Source organism: Corynebacterium sp. AOP40-9SA-29 (genome assembly GCF_052377405.1).
In the GTDB taxonomy this organism is placed as follows: Bacteria; Actinomycetota; Actinomycetes; order Mycobacteriales; family Mycobacteriaceae; genus Corynebacterium.
Genome location: NZ_JBQSWR010000002.1, coordinates 45,720 through 64,135, shown reverse-complemented (window position 1 = coordinate 64,135; position 18,416 = coordinate 45,720). Strand labels below are relative to the sequence as shown.

The 18,416-nt window shown below is 62.4% G+C and carries 14 protein-coding genes; 9 read left to right on the top strand and 5 right to left on the bottom strand.

The features are described from left to right. The first annotated feature begins 130 nt into the window (after positions 1-130). The 7 genes from ACT3SZ_RS04845 (at position 131) to ACT3SZ_RS04815 (ending at position 11,186) form a co-directional block, all read left to right on the top strand. Positions 131-5,125 (top strand): DEAD/DEAH box helicase, encoded by a 4,995-nt coding sequence (locus ACT3SZ_RS04845; RefSeq protein WP_444617128.1) that lies wholly within the window; start codon positions 131-133, stop codon positions 5,123-5,125. Between the two features lie 503 nt (positions 5,126-5,628). Beyond that, positions 5,629-6,024, top strand: a complete 396-nt coding sequence (locus ACT3SZ_RS04840; RefSeq protein ID WP_444617126.1) for an antitoxin HicB — start codon at positions 5,629-5,631, stop codon at positions 6,022-6,024. Between the two features lie 257 nt (positions 6,025-6,281). Next, complete coding sequence (locus tag ACT3SZ_RS04835) at positions 6,282-6,671, top strand: hypothetical protein (RefSeq protein ID WP_444617124.1); 390 nt, start codon at positions 6,282-6,284, stop codon at positions 6,669-6,671. Next, the gene (locus ACT3SZ_RS04830; protein WP_444617123.1) at positions 6,658-7,206 is read left to right on the top strand and encodes a hypothetical protein; all 549 of its coding nucleotides are present in this window, start codon (positions 6,658-6,660) and stop codon (positions 7,204-7,206) included. Before ACT3SZ_RS04835 ends, ACT3SZ_RS04830 begins: the two co-directional genes overlap by 14 nt. 123 nt (positions 7,207-7,329) lie before the next feature. Then, complete coding sequence (locus ACT3SZ_RS04825) at positions 7,330-7,662, top strand: type II toxin-antitoxin system RelE/ParE family toxin (RefSeq protein ID WP_444617121.1); 333 nt, start codon at positions 7,330-7,332, stop codon at positions 7,660-7,662. 62 nt (positions 7,663-7,724) lie between these two features. Next, complete coding sequence (locus ACT3SZ_RS04820) at positions 7,725-8,819, top strand: HigA family addiction module antitoxin (protein ID WP_444617120.1); 1,095 nt, start codon at positions 7,725-7,727, stop codon at positions 8,817-8,819. Positions 8,820-9,407: 588 nt separating this feature from the next. Further along, on the top strand, positions 9,408-11,186 hold the full coding sequence (locus ACT3SZ_RS04815; protein WP_444617119.1) for a hypothetical protein: 1,779 nt from the start codon (positions 9,408-9,410) through the stop codon (positions 11,184-11,186). A gap of 93 nt (positions 11,187-11,279) precedes the next feature. Here the strand turns inward: ACT3SZ_RS04815 and ACT3SZ_RS04810 are convergent, their stop codons facing one another. From ACT3SZ_RS04810 to ACT3SZ_RS04790, 5 genes are read right to left on the bottom strand one after another with little or no spacing between them, the layout of a single operon-like run. Next, positions 11,280-11,939, bottom strand: a complete 660-nt coding sequence (locus ACT3SZ_RS04810; RefSeq protein ID WP_444617117.1) for a CoA transferase subunit B — start codon at positions 11,937-11,939, stop codon at positions 11,280-11,282. Further along, the gene (locus ACT3SZ_RS04805) at positions 11,936-12,706 is read right to left on the bottom strand and encodes a CoA transferase subunit A (protein ID WP_444617116.1); all 771 of its coding nucleotides are present in this window, start codon (positions 12,704-12,706) and stop codon (positions 11,936-11,938) included. Before ACT3SZ_RS04805 ends, ACT3SZ_RS04810 begins: the two co-directional genes overlap by 4 nt. Further along, entirely contained in the window at positions 12,703-13,020 is a 318-nt protein-coding gene (locus ACT3SZ_RS04800) for an AtuA-related protein (protein ID WP_444617115.1), read from the bottom strand. The genes ACT3SZ_RS04805 and ACT3SZ_RS04800 overlap by 4 nt, the downstream gene beginning before the upstream one ends. After that, entirely contained in the window at positions 13,020-14,387 is a 1,368-nt protein-coding gene (locus ACT3SZ_RS04795; protein WP_444617114.1) for an acyclic terpene utilization AtuA family protein, read from the bottom strand. The genes ACT3SZ_RS04800 and ACT3SZ_RS04795 overlap by 1 nt, the downstream gene beginning before the upstream one ends. A gap of 26 nt (positions 14,388-14,413) precedes the next feature. Further along, positions 14,414-15,781 (bottom strand): CitMHS family transporter, encoded by a 1,368-nt coding sequence (locus tag ACT3SZ_RS04790; protein WP_444617113.1) that lies wholly within the window; start codon positions 15,779-15,781, stop codon positions 14,414-14,416. Positions 15,782-15,939: 158 nt separating this feature from the next. Here ACT3SZ_RS04790 and ACT3SZ_RS04785 point away from each other — a divergent pair, with 158 nt between their 5' ends. Further along, positions 15,940-16,899, top strand: coding sequence for a LysR family transcriptional regulator (locus tag ACT3SZ_RS04785; protein ID WP_444617112.1), 960 nt, complete (start codon positions 15,940-15,942; stop codon positions 16,897-16,899). A 9-nt stretch (positions 16,900-16,908) separates the two neighbouring features. Next, positions 16,909-17,850: an ornithine cyclodeaminase family protein gene (locus ACT3SZ_RS04780; RefSeq protein WP_444617110.1), complete on the top strand. Its 942-nt coding sequence runs from the start codon at positions 16,909-16,911 to the stop codon at positions 17,848-17,850. Positions 17,851-18,416: the final 566 nt, after the last annotated feature.

Here is an 18,416-nt window from a genome sequence, read left to right as displayed (position 1 = left end):
GGACACGAACGAGCGGTCTCGGTCCACGGCACCTGCACTGAAGGTCGGTGGACCATCGGAGTTGCGAACCCTCACGGGCAGGGCGGACTCCTCCATAGTCGCTGAAAACGACATGAGTAGAATTCCCGCCATGGGCTCCGTGCACGACGTGATCAATGCTTTCCGTGACTCCCGTTCCACCTCGGAACAGGGCACTCAGTTCGAACAGCTCATGGTGCGCTGGTTCGAGCTCGACCCCACGCTTCATGAGGAGTACGACCAGGTGTGGCGTTGGCCGGACTGGCCAGGACGGCATAACCATGGAGACAACGGCATTGACCTTGTCGCCCATGTCACGGAAACCGGTCCCGACTACGGCACGCCCGATGAGTTTGCCGCGGTGCAGTGCAAGTTTTACGACCCCGAGCACTACCTGGCGAAGTCAGACATCGACTCTTTTTTCACCGAGTCCGGCAAGGCCCCCTTCACTCGACGGGTGATCATCTCCACCACGGACAAGTGGGGAAAGAACGCTGAAGCCGCGCTGGAGGGTCAGCAGATCCCGGTGACCCGGATCAGCATGAAGGACCTGGAGGATTCCCCGGTCAGCTGGGACATCGCGTGGCCGCACAATATCCTGCAGGTCGATCTGTCTCCGCAGTCTCCGCATGAACTTCGCCCGCACCAAAGCGAGGCCATCGACGCTGTGTTCCAAGGCTGGGCTGAGGGAGACGGCACCACCACGGACCGCGGCAAGCTCATCATGGCTTGCGGCACGGGCAAGACCTTCACCTCGTTGAAGATCGCCGAACGCCTGGCACAGGATCTCAACGGGAAGGCGCGGATCCTGTTCGCGGTCCCATCCATCTCCCTGTTGTCCCAGACCTTGCGTGAGTGGAATGCACAGTCGGGGTTGGAGATGCGCAGTTTCGCGGTCTGCTCTGACAACAAGGTCTCCAAGGCCACGGAAGACATGGCTGCCGAAGACGTCGTCATCCCGGTCACCACCGACGGCAAGAAGCTGGCGGAGAAGCTCGGCGGACACCGGCGCCGGGCCGCAGGGCTGACGGTGGTGTTCACCACCTACCAGTCCCTCCCGACGATCCACGAGGCGCAGCAGCACGGCGCGGACGACTTCGACGCCATCATCTGCGATGAAGCTCACCGCACGACCGGTGTCACTCTCGACGGCGAGGATGCCTCGAACTTCGTCAAAGTCCACGACCCTGACTTCATCCGGTCGTCGAAGCGTCTGTACATGACGGCGACACCCCGACTGTTCGACGACACCACGAGGGCGAAAGCGGAGGAGCATTCCGCAGAGATCGTCTCGATGGATGATGCCTCCACCTTCGGCCCGGAGTTCCACCGGCTGTCGTTCGGCGAGGCAGTGGACCGCGGTCTGCTCTCCGACTACAAGGTGCTGGTGCTCACGGTCGATGAGTCTGTGATGGCCGGCAAGCTGCAGGGGTCGATGGCGACTGATGGTGAGCTATCCCTCGACGATGCCTCGAAGATCGTGGGCTGCTGGAACGGTCTGGCGAAGCGCGCCGGCACTGCGCCGGACGGTTCGACCTTCTCCCCCGGTGAGATCCCGATGCGCCGAGCGGTAGCCTTCGCCAAGGACATCAAGGCATCCAAGCAAGTCGCGGAGATGTTCCCACAGGTAGTGGATTCGTACCAGGAGATCCTTGATGACCAACAGGTTGAGGGTCACCGGATCGACGAGACGAACCGGAGCCTGCACTGCGAGGTGCACCATGTCGACGGTACCTTCAACGCCCTGCAGCGCAATGAAGAACTGACCTGGCTGAAGGCTCCGGTGGCTGATGACGAATGTCGCATCCTCACCAATGCCCGGTGCTTGTCGGAGGGCGTGGATGTTCCAGCCCTGGATTCGGTCCTTTTCCTCCACCCACGCAATTCCGTGGTGGACGTTGTGCAGTCCGTCGGTCGGGTGATGCGTAAGTCGGAGGGAAAGGAGTACGGCTACATCATCCTGCCGGTCGCCGTTCCCGCCGGAGTCTCCCCCTCTACTGCCTTGAGCAACAACCGCCGGTTCAAGACGGTGTGGCAGGTCCTCAATGCTCTGCGTGCCCATGATGAGCGCTTCAACGCAATGGTGAACTCCATCGCGCTGAACGCGAAGACCCCGCAGAAAAACGGCGAGAAGTCTGACCGCCTGCTCGGTGGGCATGTCGGTCCCGCTGCCGGCGACGACGACAGCACGGAGGCGGACTCCTCCAAGAATGACGCCAAGGGCGAGGACGCCGGTACCGCGAACCAGATGGCCCTGTTCGCCCTGTCTGAGTGGACGCAGGCGATCTACACCCGCATCGTGGACAAGGTCGGTACTCGGACGTACTGGGAGGACTGGGCAGCGGATGTCGCCGACATCGTTGACCGCCTTGTCACACGGATCACGGCCGTCTACGAGGACACAGGCAGTCGCTCTGTAATGCGCCGCCAGTTCGACGACTTTGTCCAGGGGTTGAAGGACAATCTCAACGACTCGGTCGACATCGCTGCGGCTGTGTCGATGCTCGCCCAGCACCTCATCACCAAACCGGTCTTCGATGCGCTGTTCGAGGGGCAGAGTTTCGCCGAGCACAATCCGGTGTCCAAGGTCATGCAGACGATGGTGGACGCCCTCAATGACTACGGGCTCGAATCTGAGACCGCCGGGCTGGAGAAGTTCTACGCCTCCGTCCGTATCCGTGCCTCGGAGGTGCAGAGTGCCGAGGGCAAGCAGCAGGTGATCGCGGAGCTGTACGAAAAGTTCTTTCGTATCGCCTTCAAAGCCCAGTCGGATGCTTTGGGTATCGTCTACACTCCGGTGGAAATCGTGGACTTCATCCTCCGTGCGACGGACACCGCCTCCCGCAATGCTTTCGGCAAGGGGTTGACGGACGAGGGCGTTCATATACTCGACGGGTTCACCGGTACCGGTACCTTCATCGTCCGACTGCTCGAGTCAGGGTTGATCAGCAAGGACGACCTGGCGCGCAAGTACGCCTCCGAGCTGCATGCCAATGAGCTCATGCTGCTCGCCTACTACATTGCCGCTGTCAACATCGAGTCCACGTACCATGCCTTGACCCGCGCTCCCGGCCAGGACGCCGCTGAGCAGGAGTACAAACCGTTCCCCGGCATCGTCATGGCGGACACGTTCCAAATCTCGGAGACAGGTGACGAACTAGACCTGAAAATCTTCCCCACCAACAATAAACGAATCGAGGCGCAGCTCGCCGCACCAATCAACGTGATTGTCGGCAATCCGCCGTACTCAGCACGCCAAAGTTCCGCAAACGATCTGAACGAAAACCTGAAATACCCAACTCTTGACGGACGAATAGCAGAGACATACGCAAAGAGATCAACCACAACGAATAAAAACAATCTATACGATTCATACCTCCGCGCTTTCCGTTGGGCGACGGATCACATCGGAGATCAGGGCATCGTCGCTTTCGTCTCAAACGGCGGTTGGATCTACGGCAACACCGCCGACGGCATCCGGCTGTCCCTGACGGAGGACTACTCGCGAATCTACGTCTACAACCTGCGAGGTAACCAACGCACTGCCGGTGAACAGTCCCGCAAGGAAGGCGGCAAAGTCTTCGGCTCAGGGTCAAGAAACACCATCGCGATCTGGATCGGGGTTAAGGACCCCACCCACACTGGCAGCTGCGAGGTTTTCTACAAGGATATTGGGGACTATATACCCAAGGAAGCAAAACTATCTCGGGTATCCCAGGCAACGCTCGAGAACATCGACTGGACTCACCTCACACCAAACTCTCAAGGCGACTGGGTAAATCAACGGACTGATGAGTTCTCCACTTGGCCAACCCTCGGAAATAAGAAAGGAAAAACTCACGTTCCCACCTTCTTCAAGAATTACTCTCAGGGACTAAATACCGCTCGAGATGGCTGGTGCTACTCATTCTCCAGAGGAAAACTCGAGGTGCAGGTTGCTTCGATGATTGATCAATATCGGCGCGCGCGATCATCGTTCACAAAATGGACATCAGACCACGATATACAGAAACCAAAAGAAGCGGATGTCACAAGATTTCTAAAGGATGCCCTAGAGTTTACAAAATTCGGGAATATGAACTGGAACGCGGGAATCAAGCAGATCCTCGCCAGAAATCAGGAAGTAAACGACGATAAAGACAGCCACAGAATTGGAATTTACCGGCCATTCCAGAATCAGCACACATACTTCAATCGACAACTCAATGAACGTGTCTACCAGCTCCCTTCAATTTTCCCTACACATCGCCATAGCAACATAGGCATCTATGTAGTTGGTTCGGGGTCGGATGTACCTTTCAGTGCCCTATCGACGACCTCTCTCCCAAATCTCAACGTGACGGGTGCCGGGAGTTCCGGACAGTTCTTCCCCCGCTGGAGCTACGAGAAGACGGAGCCCGAGGAAGGCACTCTCGACTTCAGCGCAATGTCCTCCGGCAACGACATAGATGCCGACGGCTACCGTCGCGTCGACAACATCACCGACGAGATCCTCGACATCTACCGGCAGGCCCTCGACACAGACATCACCAAGGACGACATCTTCCACTTCGTCTACGGCCAGCTCCACGACCCCGCTTACCGGAAGACCTACGCCGCGGACCTGAAGAAGATGCTCCCCCACATCGAGACCCCGACAGACCGCGCCCGCTTCGATGCGGTCACCGAGGCGGGCCGTCAGCTCATGGACCTCCACATCAATTTCGAGACCGTCGAGCCCTACCCCCTGGACGTGGAGGTGAAGAAGACCGCCGACCCTGACGACCGGGAGACCTGGCGGGTGACGAAGATGAAGTGGAAGACGACTAAGCGTGTCACCGACTACACCACCATCGTCTACAACCCGAAGGTCACCATCACCGGCATCCCGGAAGAGGTTGAGGAGTACCTGCTCGGTTCACGCTCCGCACTCGGCTGGGTCATCGACCGCTGGCAGGTGAAGACGGACAAGGCCTCAGGCATCACCAACGACCCCAACGACTGGTGCGACGAGCTGGACAACCCCCGCTACGTCGTCGATCTCATCGGCCGCGTCACCACCGTCGCTGTGAAGACACAGAAGATCCTCGCCCGTATGTCCATCGGCGATGACGAAACCTCCGCATGACCCCGTCCGGATAGACTCTGACGTCGGCACCCCGGTGCCAGATGTTGGGAGGAGGCATTTGGTAGCGGTGATGCGACGAACCTGCAGCGGCCTGTCTAGCGGTTCATCGAATCATGGGGTCGGGGCAAGTCTGGCGGATGATGGCCCTAGTGATCCTTTCGGAGGTCAAGGAATGCCCACAGCAAGTGCTGTGGGCACCTGAGACCTTCCGGGTTCAGTACTACCGGATCCTCGCCAGTGCCGCGGATATGGAGGGTTGAGAATCCCGGTGTAGCGAGCCGCCGTCGCCGCGTCTTTGTCACGATCGTCGTCCTTGTCCCCGCTTGATGGAACCCCCGTGGGCCCCAGTTCCCAGGCCTGCACGTAGAGGCCGGGGGCCGGGCATGCTTACAGTTGGATCAACTGCCTGTCCGGGACGAGGGGCCTGCTGAACGGGGTTCATCGCTACCCCATGAATTATGCAGGTTGAAGGCCATCGACAAGGTCACGAAAGGATAGCCATCATGGAGCTCGCCAACCCCCTCACCGTTCACGCCCGGAAATGGTCGGACGGCTGGGACCTCATCATCGATGACGACAACGCGACCTCCGTCCGGCACCTGACCGACGCTGTCGGCCAGGTCTGCGACTACCTGGACACCGTCGATCCGGATACCAACCACTCCGCAATGCAGATCGAGGTTATCCCCGATATCGGCGCTCTTACCGGACACATCCGCGAAAGCAGGAAGGCCAACGCTGAGGCCGCGACCGCTCAGGAGCAGGCGGCGGCCCAGACCCGCAATGTGGCCCGACGGCTCCGAGAAGAGGGTTACAGTATCAGCGACTCTGCGGCCCTCCTCGGAGGCGGCCGGGGGCGGGTCTCCCAGCTGCTGTCTCCTCGGTCGTCCGCCCATTGACCCCGCCCTGGTTGAGCTTTCCCACCAGGTAGCACCCCGCCACCAGCGATGGGGGTCACACCGCCGCCAACTCACATAACTCTGCCTTAGGCCTGCAGCGACCCATCCGTCCGGGACGGCACCGGTCGTCAGTACCGCTTGTGGTGATTCGGCCACAGAACGAAGCGCTCGAACATCCCAATCGAACACCCCACGATTGTGTCCTGCCCTGCTGATAGCTTCTCCGATACCTGCACCCGCACCCTACGGAGACCCTCATGTTCAACTCCCCCGACCATTTCGATTCTGCCGCTGGCGAACCACCGACCGCACCACTGTCCACGGATCCCGAGGCCGCCGATGAAGATCCTGACTACATTGCCGCATCCTTGCACGCCATGTACTACGAGGTCAGCCTCGCCAAGCAGCACACATTAGCGATGACCTTCCTCGGCAAGCTCGGCATGCTCCCCCGGATCGCCCCATTCAATGCGGCCATCGCGCTGATGACTGATCCGCACGCCACTTTCCTCTCCGACCTGGGCACGTGGTGGATGCGGAACAGACGACCTGCCCCGGGAACTACCCCGGTCCCTATCCCAGAAGGCGCTGGGACCGGTGTCCTTCGTCTGGGATATTCGCCACACAATGCCCATGACCGGGACTGACCGCCCCAAACCGACGTTCGAGGCTCCGGAAGAGCACCATCTCATCGTCACCGAGCACCCGGCGAACCGGTACCACTGCGCCGAGGCCATCGCCAGGCACGTGAGGTCACAATGCGCGCCGAGACTCCCGAGCATCGAGGAATCTACCCTCGAACGATGGAGCAAAGAGGAGCAGGACATCCTTGCCCTCCTCCAGGAACGCCATCGCACGGCAGAGGAGATTTTCGACGCTGTAGTACGCAGCAGCGCAGGGTTCGTCCTCGGCCACCGGGGTACCACCCCCTCGCACCCGAGCTCTCGACAGAACTTCTCCCCGGAGGCCCACGCATTCGAGACCGCCGCCGTCACCTGGATCCTCCACCAAGTTCTCACCGATGACGATGCTCACCCGGCTGAGCTGACCCCCTACATCTCCGGTCGTACTAAGATCCCCGCCGGTGTCCACGTCACTCGGGTTATCTCCACTGCCAGCAAGTTTTATGGGGCGTTACGGTCCGACCTGCCAAAGCAATGGGATCCAGCCAAGCGCCGCTGACTCCCACATGCCCCACCCGCCGCCGGTCTCCGTCCAAGACGGAAACCACAGTCTGCGTCGTGAGGACGACGGGACCGTCCTGACTTCGCTCAATTCAGCTTCTCTGGCCGTCTCTGCTGGACCTTGACGGCCCTGGGCAAGTCACATACGGTCAATCACCGTAAAGGTGATGGCGAGCATGTAGGACGGGCAACCACCGAGCGAGAATTCCGCCCCACGAAGTGGGGACCGGAACTACTCAAGGCATACCGCAAGAGAATCTACTTCCTCGCCCAGGCCACAGATGACCGCGACCTCTACAATTACCGAGCCCTGCACTTCGAAAAGCTCTCGGGTGATCGCAAAGGAACCTCATCGATTCGGCTGAACAGCCAGTACAGACTCATCCTTCGCTTCAGAACCGACCCTGATGGCAGAACGGTCATCTTCCTTGAACTGTCGGACCACTACAAGTAGCCGCACTCCACCCACCACAGCAATCAAGTACCCCGAAAAACCACTCAGAGCTGGTGAACATCATGACTGACACCCACCTCGCCGAAGTCTTCCCCGCCGGCGAGTACCTCGCCGACGAACTTGAGACCCTTGGCTGGAGCTACGCGGATTTCGCCGACATCATCGACCGGCCGACTCAGCTCGTCTCCGATATCGTCAATGGGAAGAAGGAGATCACGCGGGCCACAGCCGCACAGATCGCCACCGCCCTCGGTACGAGCCCCGAGCTCTGGCTCAACCTCCAGAATGTCTACCTCCTCCACGAGCAAAACGAAGACCCTGAGATGGCGGCGAGCTTGAGCGACGTCGAACGCCGTGCCCGCCTACGCACCATCGCCCCAATCAGACTCCTCGTCAACCGAGGGTATGTGAGGGACGGAAGCCCTGAGGAGCAGGAACAGGACATCCGAGCTCTTCTCGGATCCAGCGCACTCGACGGCGACGCAGACATCCAGTTCGCTGCGCGCCGGAGCAACGAGGATGAGAATGTCAGCACCAGGCAACGATCCTGGGCTGCGTGCGTCCGAATAAGGGCTCGAGACATCGAAGCTGCAACCTACGACCGTGCTGCACTCGGAAGGCTGGCCGAATCTCTGACCCACCGATTGCGTGAACTCGGTGCGCTGGCGGACTTCCAACGGGAGTTCGCCGAAGTCGGGGTCCGGCTCGTCTACGTGGAGTCGTTCCCCCACAGCAAACTGGACGGATGCGCCTTCATCGACGAGGGAACGCCGGTCATCGGGCTCTCTGGACGCGGAAAGCGTCTCGACAAGGTCTTCTTCACGCTGATGCACGAAGTCGCCCACCTCCTCCTTGAGCATGTAGGAGGACCTGACCAAGCCCTGATCGAGCAGCTGGGAAGTGACGATCCGCAGACTTCTCCGTCGACCACCGAGAGAGCAGCCGATTCGCTGGCGGCGGACCTCATTCTCCCCTCCGGCACGCCGGAGCGTACCGGTCGTATCAATCGTCGATGGATCGACGAACACGCCCAGGCCCTGAACGTCGCCCCCATCGTCCTGATCGGGAGGTTGCAGAACGAAGGGATCCTGCCGTGGACCAGCACGCTGTCGAGGACCCCGCCGAACGCGACCGAATACTTGGCGCAATGGACGTAACCGGCAGAGCAACTGGTTTGGCTGGTGACGTTGGCTTCGCAACTCTCATCTTGCGTCGGCCAAGGCCTCTATATTTTGTGACACACTGCAACGCCCCACTGTCACCTACGCACTCCGTATCACGAGGAGTCTCTTCAACGGCACATATACACCTTTCCGTAACCCGACGCCTGTGCGTAGTCTGGTTCCACTCCAAAATAGAATGGTATCCCGTAGGCTTGCCGGTAAAAAGCCCCAACTCTGAACGGTACCCATAGTGATGAGCTCACCCTGGCGGGTGATTTCATGGCATTCTGGTTTACCTATTTTGAGTTCGGGTACGCCACGCATACCACACAGGTGAGCGCAGAACTAAACCCACGACATCGATAGGAGAATATTATCAGCAAACGCGTAGGGGTTAACGAATCCGACGTCCACCACCTCATCACAGAGGCCTACCACGCCGGCGGAAAGTTCCAGTGGGCCCGCGAGGGCGCCGTAAACTCTATCCAGGCAGGTGCGACTTGGATCAATTTCGGAATCGAGCCCCAAGGCTTCGAAAAGCACGGCCTCCTGCGCCGCTATATCGCCGACAACGGATGTGGAATGGGAGAAGACGAGCTTCCAAGTTTTCTCTCCTCGTTTGGCGGCGGCGGTCGAGAAATCGGCATCGGGCAAAACTACGGTCAGGGCTTCAAAGCATCCTGCTACGAGTGGAACCCTTACGGTATAATCGTCGCCTCCTGGACCGCGGAGGATCCTGAGGGATGGATGATTTGGATCCATCGCCGCGAGGAAGGAGAAAACGTATACTGGGAGCTGAAGGACTTCGACTGTTACGACGAAAATGGAGAATTTCAGGATAGCCTTGGGGATTGCGTCCGACCGAACATAGTGATACCCGGTATCGACATCGATGCCGCGCAGTTGAAGACTGAGCAGATCGCGCAATCAGGGCATGGCACGGTCTTTCTCTTCCTTGGTAGTGAGGATCACCCTGAGACAATGGATGGCGACTACCTCAGGGACGAATGCCAGAACGATCGGCGGGGTATCGTGCGTTACCTCAATAGCCGGTTCCTCGACATTCCTGGAGATGTTGACTTGACGGTATCCACCGCTGAAGCAAAGAAGGACGCGACGGATACTGGAAGGCGGGACAGCAAGGACCGCTACATCGTCCACACCAAGGCCAATGGCACCGAAGACCGTCGTTCCATCCACTCCCGTCGAGTGCGGGGTATCCGCTCCCGTATCAACGGAGGCGAAGATAAGTCCATGCAGTCCGGTACCCTCCGGGCTCCGCGTGACACTACGATCCAGTGGTACCTGACCCCGGAGTCCGACATGCGGAAGGGAGTGAGTTCCTATAATCTTGTCAATCCCTCCATTGTGGTGAAATACGATGACGAGGCTTACGACGTCAAGCATGCCGCGCACGATTTCCGCCAATTCGGCATTCCTGACGAGATTAAGGACCGGGTCTGGATCGTCATCGATCCTCCCCACATGACCGAGGATGCGTCCGCCTGGGGGGTCACGCCCCAGGCCTCCCGCGGAATGTTGATTTCCAATGACGGCGGCTCCCTTCCATGGGCGGAATGGTGGGACTACTTCGTGGACAACACCCCAGAACCCATAGAAAAGGCAAAGATCGCAAGCCAGCAGACTGAGGCGTCTGGCGATACTGAAAGTCGACGCAAGCGGATGGAGCGTCTGGAAAGCCAGTTCGGCAGCCGGTGGCGTAGCTCCTCCCTTACCCAGTCACCGAATGGTCGGCATCGCGGAAATCCTGCCACCACTTCAGGTCGCAATAACAACCCGAACCCCACCCGGTCTGCACAGTCCACCAACGGAGCTCGCATGAACGGGAGCCCTTCTTCCGGCCCCGCGGTGAAGCTTTCGTCAGACAGTGCTGGCGGCGAGTTGGGAAGGCACCACAGGAGTAACAATGGCATTCCGGAAGTCACCTGGGACGACGATTTTTCCGCCGACAGCGAAAAAATCTATGCCGCCCGTTTCGATTCAAAAGATGTCCGAAATGGGTCCCACGGGACCATTCATTTCAATAAATCCTTCCCTGTTTTCCAGGAGGAGATTCGCTATTGGAACAGCAAGTTCCCTCGTGCCATACAGTCCGAGATCGTCGACCTCCTCCACCTAGTGTACGAGGATGAACTCGTTTCGAAGGTCATGCACGCGTACCGCCTACGCAACACTCAGGTGGGCATTACTGAGAGGGGCGAGGCAATCCGAATTCGTGACCAACAGGTAGACGAATTAGTATCGCCTTCCGCCCTCACGACCGCGGTCATCGGCCTCAACAACGTCGAGATGAGGTTGAATTCCCTTGGAGGTGCAAAATTCGGAAAGAAGAGAAATTAATCGTTGCATGTAGCTGAGTTGAAGATTCCCCTCATAAGATCCCATAATTCACAGGATTAGGTTTTCGGAACAGGAACCGAGGGGTCAGTCAGCCTATGTCTCCAGTTCCACCCCAGTCGCTGCCGCAACATCCTCCGCGGTGACTCCGGGCGCGGTCTCGCGCAGCACCAGGCGTCCACCGAACCCAGCCCCAGCACCGTCACCATCGCGCACAACGTCAATCACTGCCAGGTCCGTGATGATGCGGTCCACCACGCCCTGCCCGGTCAGCGGCAGCGTGCACTCCGACAGGATCTTCGGCGAACCGTCCTTCGCCACATGGTTCATCAGCACGATCACCTTGCGCGCACCGTGCACCAGGTCCATCGCCCCGCCCATGCCCTTGACCATCTTGCCCGGCACCATCCAGTTCGCCAGGTCACCGTGGCGCGAGACCTCCATCCCGCCGAGCACGGCCACGTCCACGTGCCCGCCACGGATCATGCCGAAGGACAACGAGGAGTCGAAGAACGCCGCGCCCGGGTTCACCGTCACCGTCTCCTTGCCTGCGTTGATCAGGTCGGCGTCCAGCTGATCCTCCGTGGGGTACGGCCCGGTGCCCAGGATGCCGTTCTCGCTGTGCAGCACCACGTGCACCCCCTCCGGCAGATGGTTCGGGATCAGCGTGGGCATGCCGATGCCCAGGTTCACGTACTGACCGTTCTCCAGCTCCTGGGCGGCACGCGCCGCCATCTGCTCCTTGGTCCAACTCATGCCGACACCGTCCTCTTCTCGATCCGCTTCTCCTGCTCCCCGGTCTCCACCACGCGCTGCACGAAGATGCCCGGCAGGTGCACCTGCGCCGGGTCGATCTCGCCGGGCTCCACCAGATGCTCTACCTGGGCAATCGTCACCTTCGCGGCCATCGCGCACAACGGGTTGAAGTTCATCGCCGACTTGGCGAACACCAGGTTGCCCTCCGTGTCCCCCACCTCCGCGTGCACCAGGGCGACGTCCGCGGGAAGCGCCTCCTCCAACACGAAGCGACGCTCACCGAACTCGCGGACCTCCTTCGGCGGGGACGCCACGGCGACCGAGCCGTCCTCCCGGTATTTCCACGGCAGACCGCCGTCGGCGATGGGCGTGCCCACGCCCGCCGGCGTGTAAAACGCCGGCACGCCCACACCGGCGGCGCGCAGCTTCTCCGCAAGCGTGCCCTGCGGGGTGAGTTCGACCTCCAGCTCCCCGGCGAGGTACTGGCGGGCGAACTCCTTGTTCTCCCCCACGTAGGACGCCACGACGCGGCGCACCTGCCGGTTGTTCAGCAGCAGCCCCAGGCCCCAGTCGTCGACGCCGCAGTTGTTCGAGTAGATCTCCAACTCCCCCACCCCGGTCGCCACGAGGGCGGAGATCAGGGTGTCGGGAATGCCGTTGAGGCCGAAGCCGCCGACGGCCAGGCGCGCGCCGTCGCTCACGTCGCGCACCGCGTCCTGCGCAGTGGCGACGACCTTCGAGGTCGGGCCGGTTGATGTGTGATTCATCGGGTCTCCACTTCTCCGATCGGGAGGGTAAGCATGTGGTAGCTCAGTGTCTTGCCGTGGCCGTCGAGGACCGGCGAGCCGGTGACCCCGCCGCCGAGCACGCCGCGCAGTTCACAGACGAAAGACTCCACGGCAGCGACGTCCCGGACGGTGACATCCTCCGTTTTACACCGGAAGTGCTCCGCCACCGCGGATGCGGTGAGCCGGTCGCGCAGGAACGCATGGTCGGCGCTACTGCGCGGCAGGACGGCGACGATGAGGGTGTCGCCCTTGTCGCCCGTGCGGGCGTCGGCGTAGGTGTCGAGGACGGTCATCAGAGGGTTCCTTCCGCTGTGTGCTCGGTACTTACTGTGCTGACTTCTGCGGTGATGTGTTCGCGCGGCAGCAGGGTCGATCGGATCGCCAGGACCTCGCTGAGGCCCTTGCGCGCTCCCCCGCCGGCGGCAGGTCCGGCGCAGTACAGGGCCTCAACCTCCCAGCCGATGGCGTGTGCCTGCTCCCTGGTGTCCACCCGCGCGGCCACGCGCACCCGCACCTCCGGGGGTTCGGAAGCAGCGGGGGTCATGTTCCGGAACGCCGCGCCGGTACCGATGAACTCCACGTTGACCTGCTCAGGGTGGATGCCGTGCACGGTGTGCAGACGCTGTCGCACGATGTCCCACGCCAGGTCCGCACGCTCGCGGGCGCGAGGCCCGGCGTAGCTGATCTGGCCCTCGCCCAACCATCCGCCGCGGAAGCCGAGGGTGACCTTCAGCGTCCCGGTCCGAGGACGCCCCGTCGCGCCGCTGACACGCACGGCGTCCTGCCCGATCTCCTCGATGCTCACGCCGGAGAAGTCGGCGGTCACATCCGGGGTGAGGTAGGCGCTCGGGTCGGCGACCTCGTAGAGCATCTGCTCGCGCACCGTCTGCCGGGTGAGCATGCCGCCGGTGTCGGCCAGTTTGCCGAGGACCGCGGTGGCATCCTCGGCGACGTCGGCGAAGGGGAATCCGAGGTCCGCCATGCCGGGCACCGGCTTGGTCACCGGGTCGGCGAAGTAGCCGCCGGTGACCTGCCCGGCGCACTCCAGCAGGTGGCCCACGAAGGTGCCGGCACCCAGGCGCGCCCAGTCGTCCAGGTCCCACCCGAACTCGTGCACCATCGGCGCCAGGAACAACGACGGGTCAGCCAGACGCCCGGTGATCACCACATCCGCCCCCGTGTCGAAGGCGGGCAGGACCTGCTCCACACCCAGGTAGGCGTGCGCGGAGACCAGTTCCGCCGATTCTGCCGAAAGCGCCTCGCCGGTCTCCCACACCTGCGGGTCCACCGACCGCACCTGCTGCAGGACGCTGTCGCCGGTGAGGTAAGCCACCGTCACGGCGCGTTCCGGGACGACCTCGGCAGCGACCTTGGCGATCAGCCGCGCGGCGGCCTCCGGGTTCGCCGCGCCGGAGTTCGTCACCACGGTGGTGCCGTGAGCGACGGTGTGCGGCAGGACGGCCCGCATCCGGGTTTCCAGCAGCGGGTCGTAGCCGGCATCCGGGTCGGAGAGCCGACGCAGCTGCCCGGCGGCGACGGTGCGCTCCCCGAGACACTCGAACACGAGGTAGTCGAGCTCGGCGTCCTTGGCGAGCTTCACGGCCGGGTCGAGGCGGTCGCCGGCAAACCCTGCGCCGGACCCGATTCTGATGGTTCTCATCGAAATAGTCTCCTAGAAAGTTAGTACTAGAACGTCAGCGCGCCAGTGAGGACCGCGGTCACAGTGATCACGATGGTGGTTCCCCACGCCCACAGGAAGGTGAACCGCTGGTGCTTGCCCAGCTCCACCTTCGCCATGCCGATGAGGATGAACGTGGACGCGGTCAGCGGGCTCAGCGGGAAGCCGGTGGTCATCTGCCCGGCGATCGCGCCGCGGGCGATCGTCGCTGGGTCGGTGCCCATGACCTCGGCGGTGTGCGCGAACACCGGCAGCACGCCGAAGTAGAAGGCGTCCGGGGTGAACACCAGGCTCAGCGGCATCGAGACGATCGAGACGAGCACGGGCAGCACACTGCCGAAGCTCTGGGGGATCACGTCGGCGAGGCTCTGCGCCATATTCTCGATCATGCCGGAGTTGCCGAGAATGCCCGTGAACACGCCCGCGGCGAAGACCATCGAGGTCACCAGCACCACGTTGGCACCGTGATCGCGGAAGAGCTTCTGCTGGTCCTTCCACTTCGGGATGTTCACGCAGGCAGCGAGGGTGAACGCCACGATGAAGCACACCTCCATCGGCACCGCGTGGGTGAACAGCACCGCCACGAGGGCGAGGGTGAGCACCAGGTTCACGGCCATGCGCCACCGCGGGACGTCCGCATCGCGGCGGGCGTGGTCGGCGTCGTCGACCGCGTCGGACGCTGCGGCGGCCGTTGCGTCCTGCGCGTCGCTGTCGGCGTCCTGCGGGACGTCCTGCGCGGTGTTTTCAGCGCCCAACCGGATGGTGCCGATGCGCTTCCGCTCCATGCGTCCGATGATGTAGGTCGCCACGAGTACCCACACGCCACCGGCGATCATGGGGATGATCATCGGGGTGAAGACTTCGGAGGCGTCCATGTCCAGGGCGGCCATCGCACGGATGGTCGGCCCGCCCCAGGGCAGCATATTCATCAGGCCCGCGCCGAGGGCAACGATCGCGGTGAGGGCGAGCGGGCGCATGCCGATCCGGCGGTAGATCGGCAGGAAGGCCGACAGGGTGATCAGGAACGTCGCGGCACCGTCGCCGTCCAAGTGCACGCACATGGTGACCAGTGCGGTGCCGATGGCGATCTTCACCGGGTCGCCCTTGGCCCAGGCGACCATCCGGCGGATCAACGGGTCGAACAGGCCCGCCTCCATCATCACGGAGAAGAAGAGGATGGCGAAGGTCATCATCACCGCGATGGGCGCGACCTGCAGCAGACCCGCGCCGATGAAGTCGCCCAGGTCACCGCCGTGGCCGGCGAGCACGGCGAAGACGATCGGCACGAGGACCAGGCCCACCAGCACGGAGGTGCGGGTGAACAGGGTGAGTGCCAGGAAGATCCCCACGGTGAGGAATCCGTACAGAGCAAGCACGAGGCTCTCCTTTGTCGGCGGATGAGGTGCGGCCCTTGGTCGGGAAGTTCTGGTTCGTTCTGCGAAGTAGAACTGTGACCTGGGTCGCGTGGATGAACTGATTATGAGCCGCCGCATTTAGTTGCGTCAAACAATAATCTCGCATAGATTCTTGCGGTATGCGGATAACTGACATCACCGTCGAGCAGATGCGCGCCACCGTCTGCGTGGCTGACCAGGGCGGATTCACTCTCGCCGCCGAGCGCCTCGGCCAGTCGCAGTCGTCGTTGAGCCGCACGGTCTCCCAGGTCGAGAAGGCCACCGGAGCCCGACTATTCGACCGCACCACCCGCAGTTTCGCCCTCACCGACGCCGGTGCCGAGTTCCTGCGCGCCGCCCGGATGATCCTGGAGACCTACGACCGGGAGATCAACAACCTCGCCAGCTACCTGCGCGGGCCCAGCGGGGAACTGCGCCTGGCCACGCTGCCGTCGCTCGCGGCCACCCTATTACCGCCGTTCATCGACCGTTTCCGACGCACCTTCCCCAACGTGGGCGTCAGCCTGCAGGACCTCATGGCCGCCAACATCATCGAGCAATGCCGCTATGGCTCGGTGGATCTGGCCATCACCGCCGAGGATCCCGAGCTGCTCGACAGCCTCCCCGACCACTTCCGCTTCTCCCCCATCGCCAAGGAACACTTCGCCTGCATCCTGCCGGCGGCCCACCGCCTGGCCGACCAGGACGCCATCGACTGGGACGATCTCGCCGGTGACTCCTTCGTGTCCTTCACCGAGGCCAGTTCCGTGCGACGCATCACCGACCGCGAACTCGCCGCCCGGGGCATCCGCCCGTCCCAAACCGTGACCGCCGGGACGATCTCGGCGGTGACGGGCCTGTGCGCGGCGAACCTCGGCATCTCCGCCGTCCCCGGCTTCGTGATCCCCATGACCCGCGTCGCCGGCGTGGTCCTGCGCCCCTTCCGCGGCGAGCCGGTCACCAGGACAATCGGCGTACTGCAGGACACCACCCGCACGCTCTCCCCGGCGGCGCGAGAATTCCTCACGTTGGTGGGTGCCTCCACGTCCGCCGACATGACGCTGCCCGAGTTCACCACGTGGACGGGGTTGGGTGGTTGACTGGGCGGCATGCCGCTTCCGTTCATCACCGCCGACGAGGTCCGTCAGCGCGTCCCCATGCTCGCCGCCGTCGACGCCATCGAGCAGGCCCTGCGCGACGGCCTGGATCCTTCGAAGTCGCCCGCGCGCAATAGCGTCCCGCTCGACCAGGGCAGCTTCTTGCTGATGCCTGCGGAAACTCCGACCGCCGCCGGGATGAAAGTCGCCAGCGTTGCGCCAGCCAACCCCGCGGCCGGTCTACCGAAGATTCAGGGCCTCTACCTGCTGTTCGACGCCAACACCCTGGAGCCGACCGCAGTGCTGGAAGGCAGCTCGCTGACCGAGATCCGCACCCCGGCGCTCTCCGCGGTGGGCGTGCGCCACCTTGCCCCTCAGCGCGGACATGCCTGTGATGGGTTGGATGTCATCCTCTTCGGCACGGGCCCGCAGGCCTTCAACCACGTCCACGCCACCGCGGCGGTACGTCCGATCAACTCCGTTACCGTCCTGGGCCGTCGCCAGGAGAAGGTCGACGACCTGGTCACCCGACTCACGCAGGACGGTTTCAGCGCCGTCGCCGGCACCGACCCCGCCGAGCACATCCCGAGCGCTGACCTGGTGCTGTGCTGCACCAGCGCTCGTGAGCCGCTCTTCGACGGTTCCCTCGTGCGCGATGATGCCCTGGTGGTCGCGATGGGATCCCACGAGCCGGACGCCCGGGAAACTGACGACGTCCTACTGTCACGGGCCACGGTGTACGTCGAGGACGTGGACACCGCGATGCGCGAAGCCGGTGACGTCCGCATCGCCGTCGACAACGGCACCCTCGGCACCGATGACCTGCACACGCTCAGCGAGCTGGTCAATGACGGACCCGTGGACGCTCCAGGCCCGGTGTTCCTCAAGACCGTGGGCATGGGCTGGCAGGATCTCGCCGTCACCGAGGTCGCCTACCGCGCCGAGGGGAACTGACGCGGCAGGGATCACGCCCCCTGAATCAACCGGAGACTCTCGCTCACACTTCGAAGCTGCCGAACAGCACCGTGGCCAGGCCGAACACCGCCACCGGGCGGCCCCCTTCTCCTTCTGGGAACGTGCCTCGAACTCCGCATCCGACCTTCGACCAGTCGCACGTTGCCAGACCTCGCGACCACGTATTGACTGCTCAAGAGCACCGTCTCGAAGTGTTGCACGAGGTCACCCTTGATCCCCCGTTCCCCTCTCCGTAAACTTCTCCTTGGAAGCCAGGGCTGAGACAATGCCTCGGGCACCAACTCGAGAAGCCCACGCCACGGCGTGGGTTTTTGCGTTGGCAGGTCCCTTCGAGGGGTCTAGTCCTGGGAGGTGGTGGCTCTAGCGGCTCTACTGCCCGGCGCAATCTCTGCATTTCGGCCCGATCGCTGGCATGGATCGGACCGGAATGCAGAGATTGCGCCGGCGGCGGGGACGAGCTACCTCGGGCTACCCTGAACTACTCGGCGTCAGCGGATGCAGCCTCCTGAGGGCCGGTAGGTCGGAGCAATGGCATCTAGAGAGCT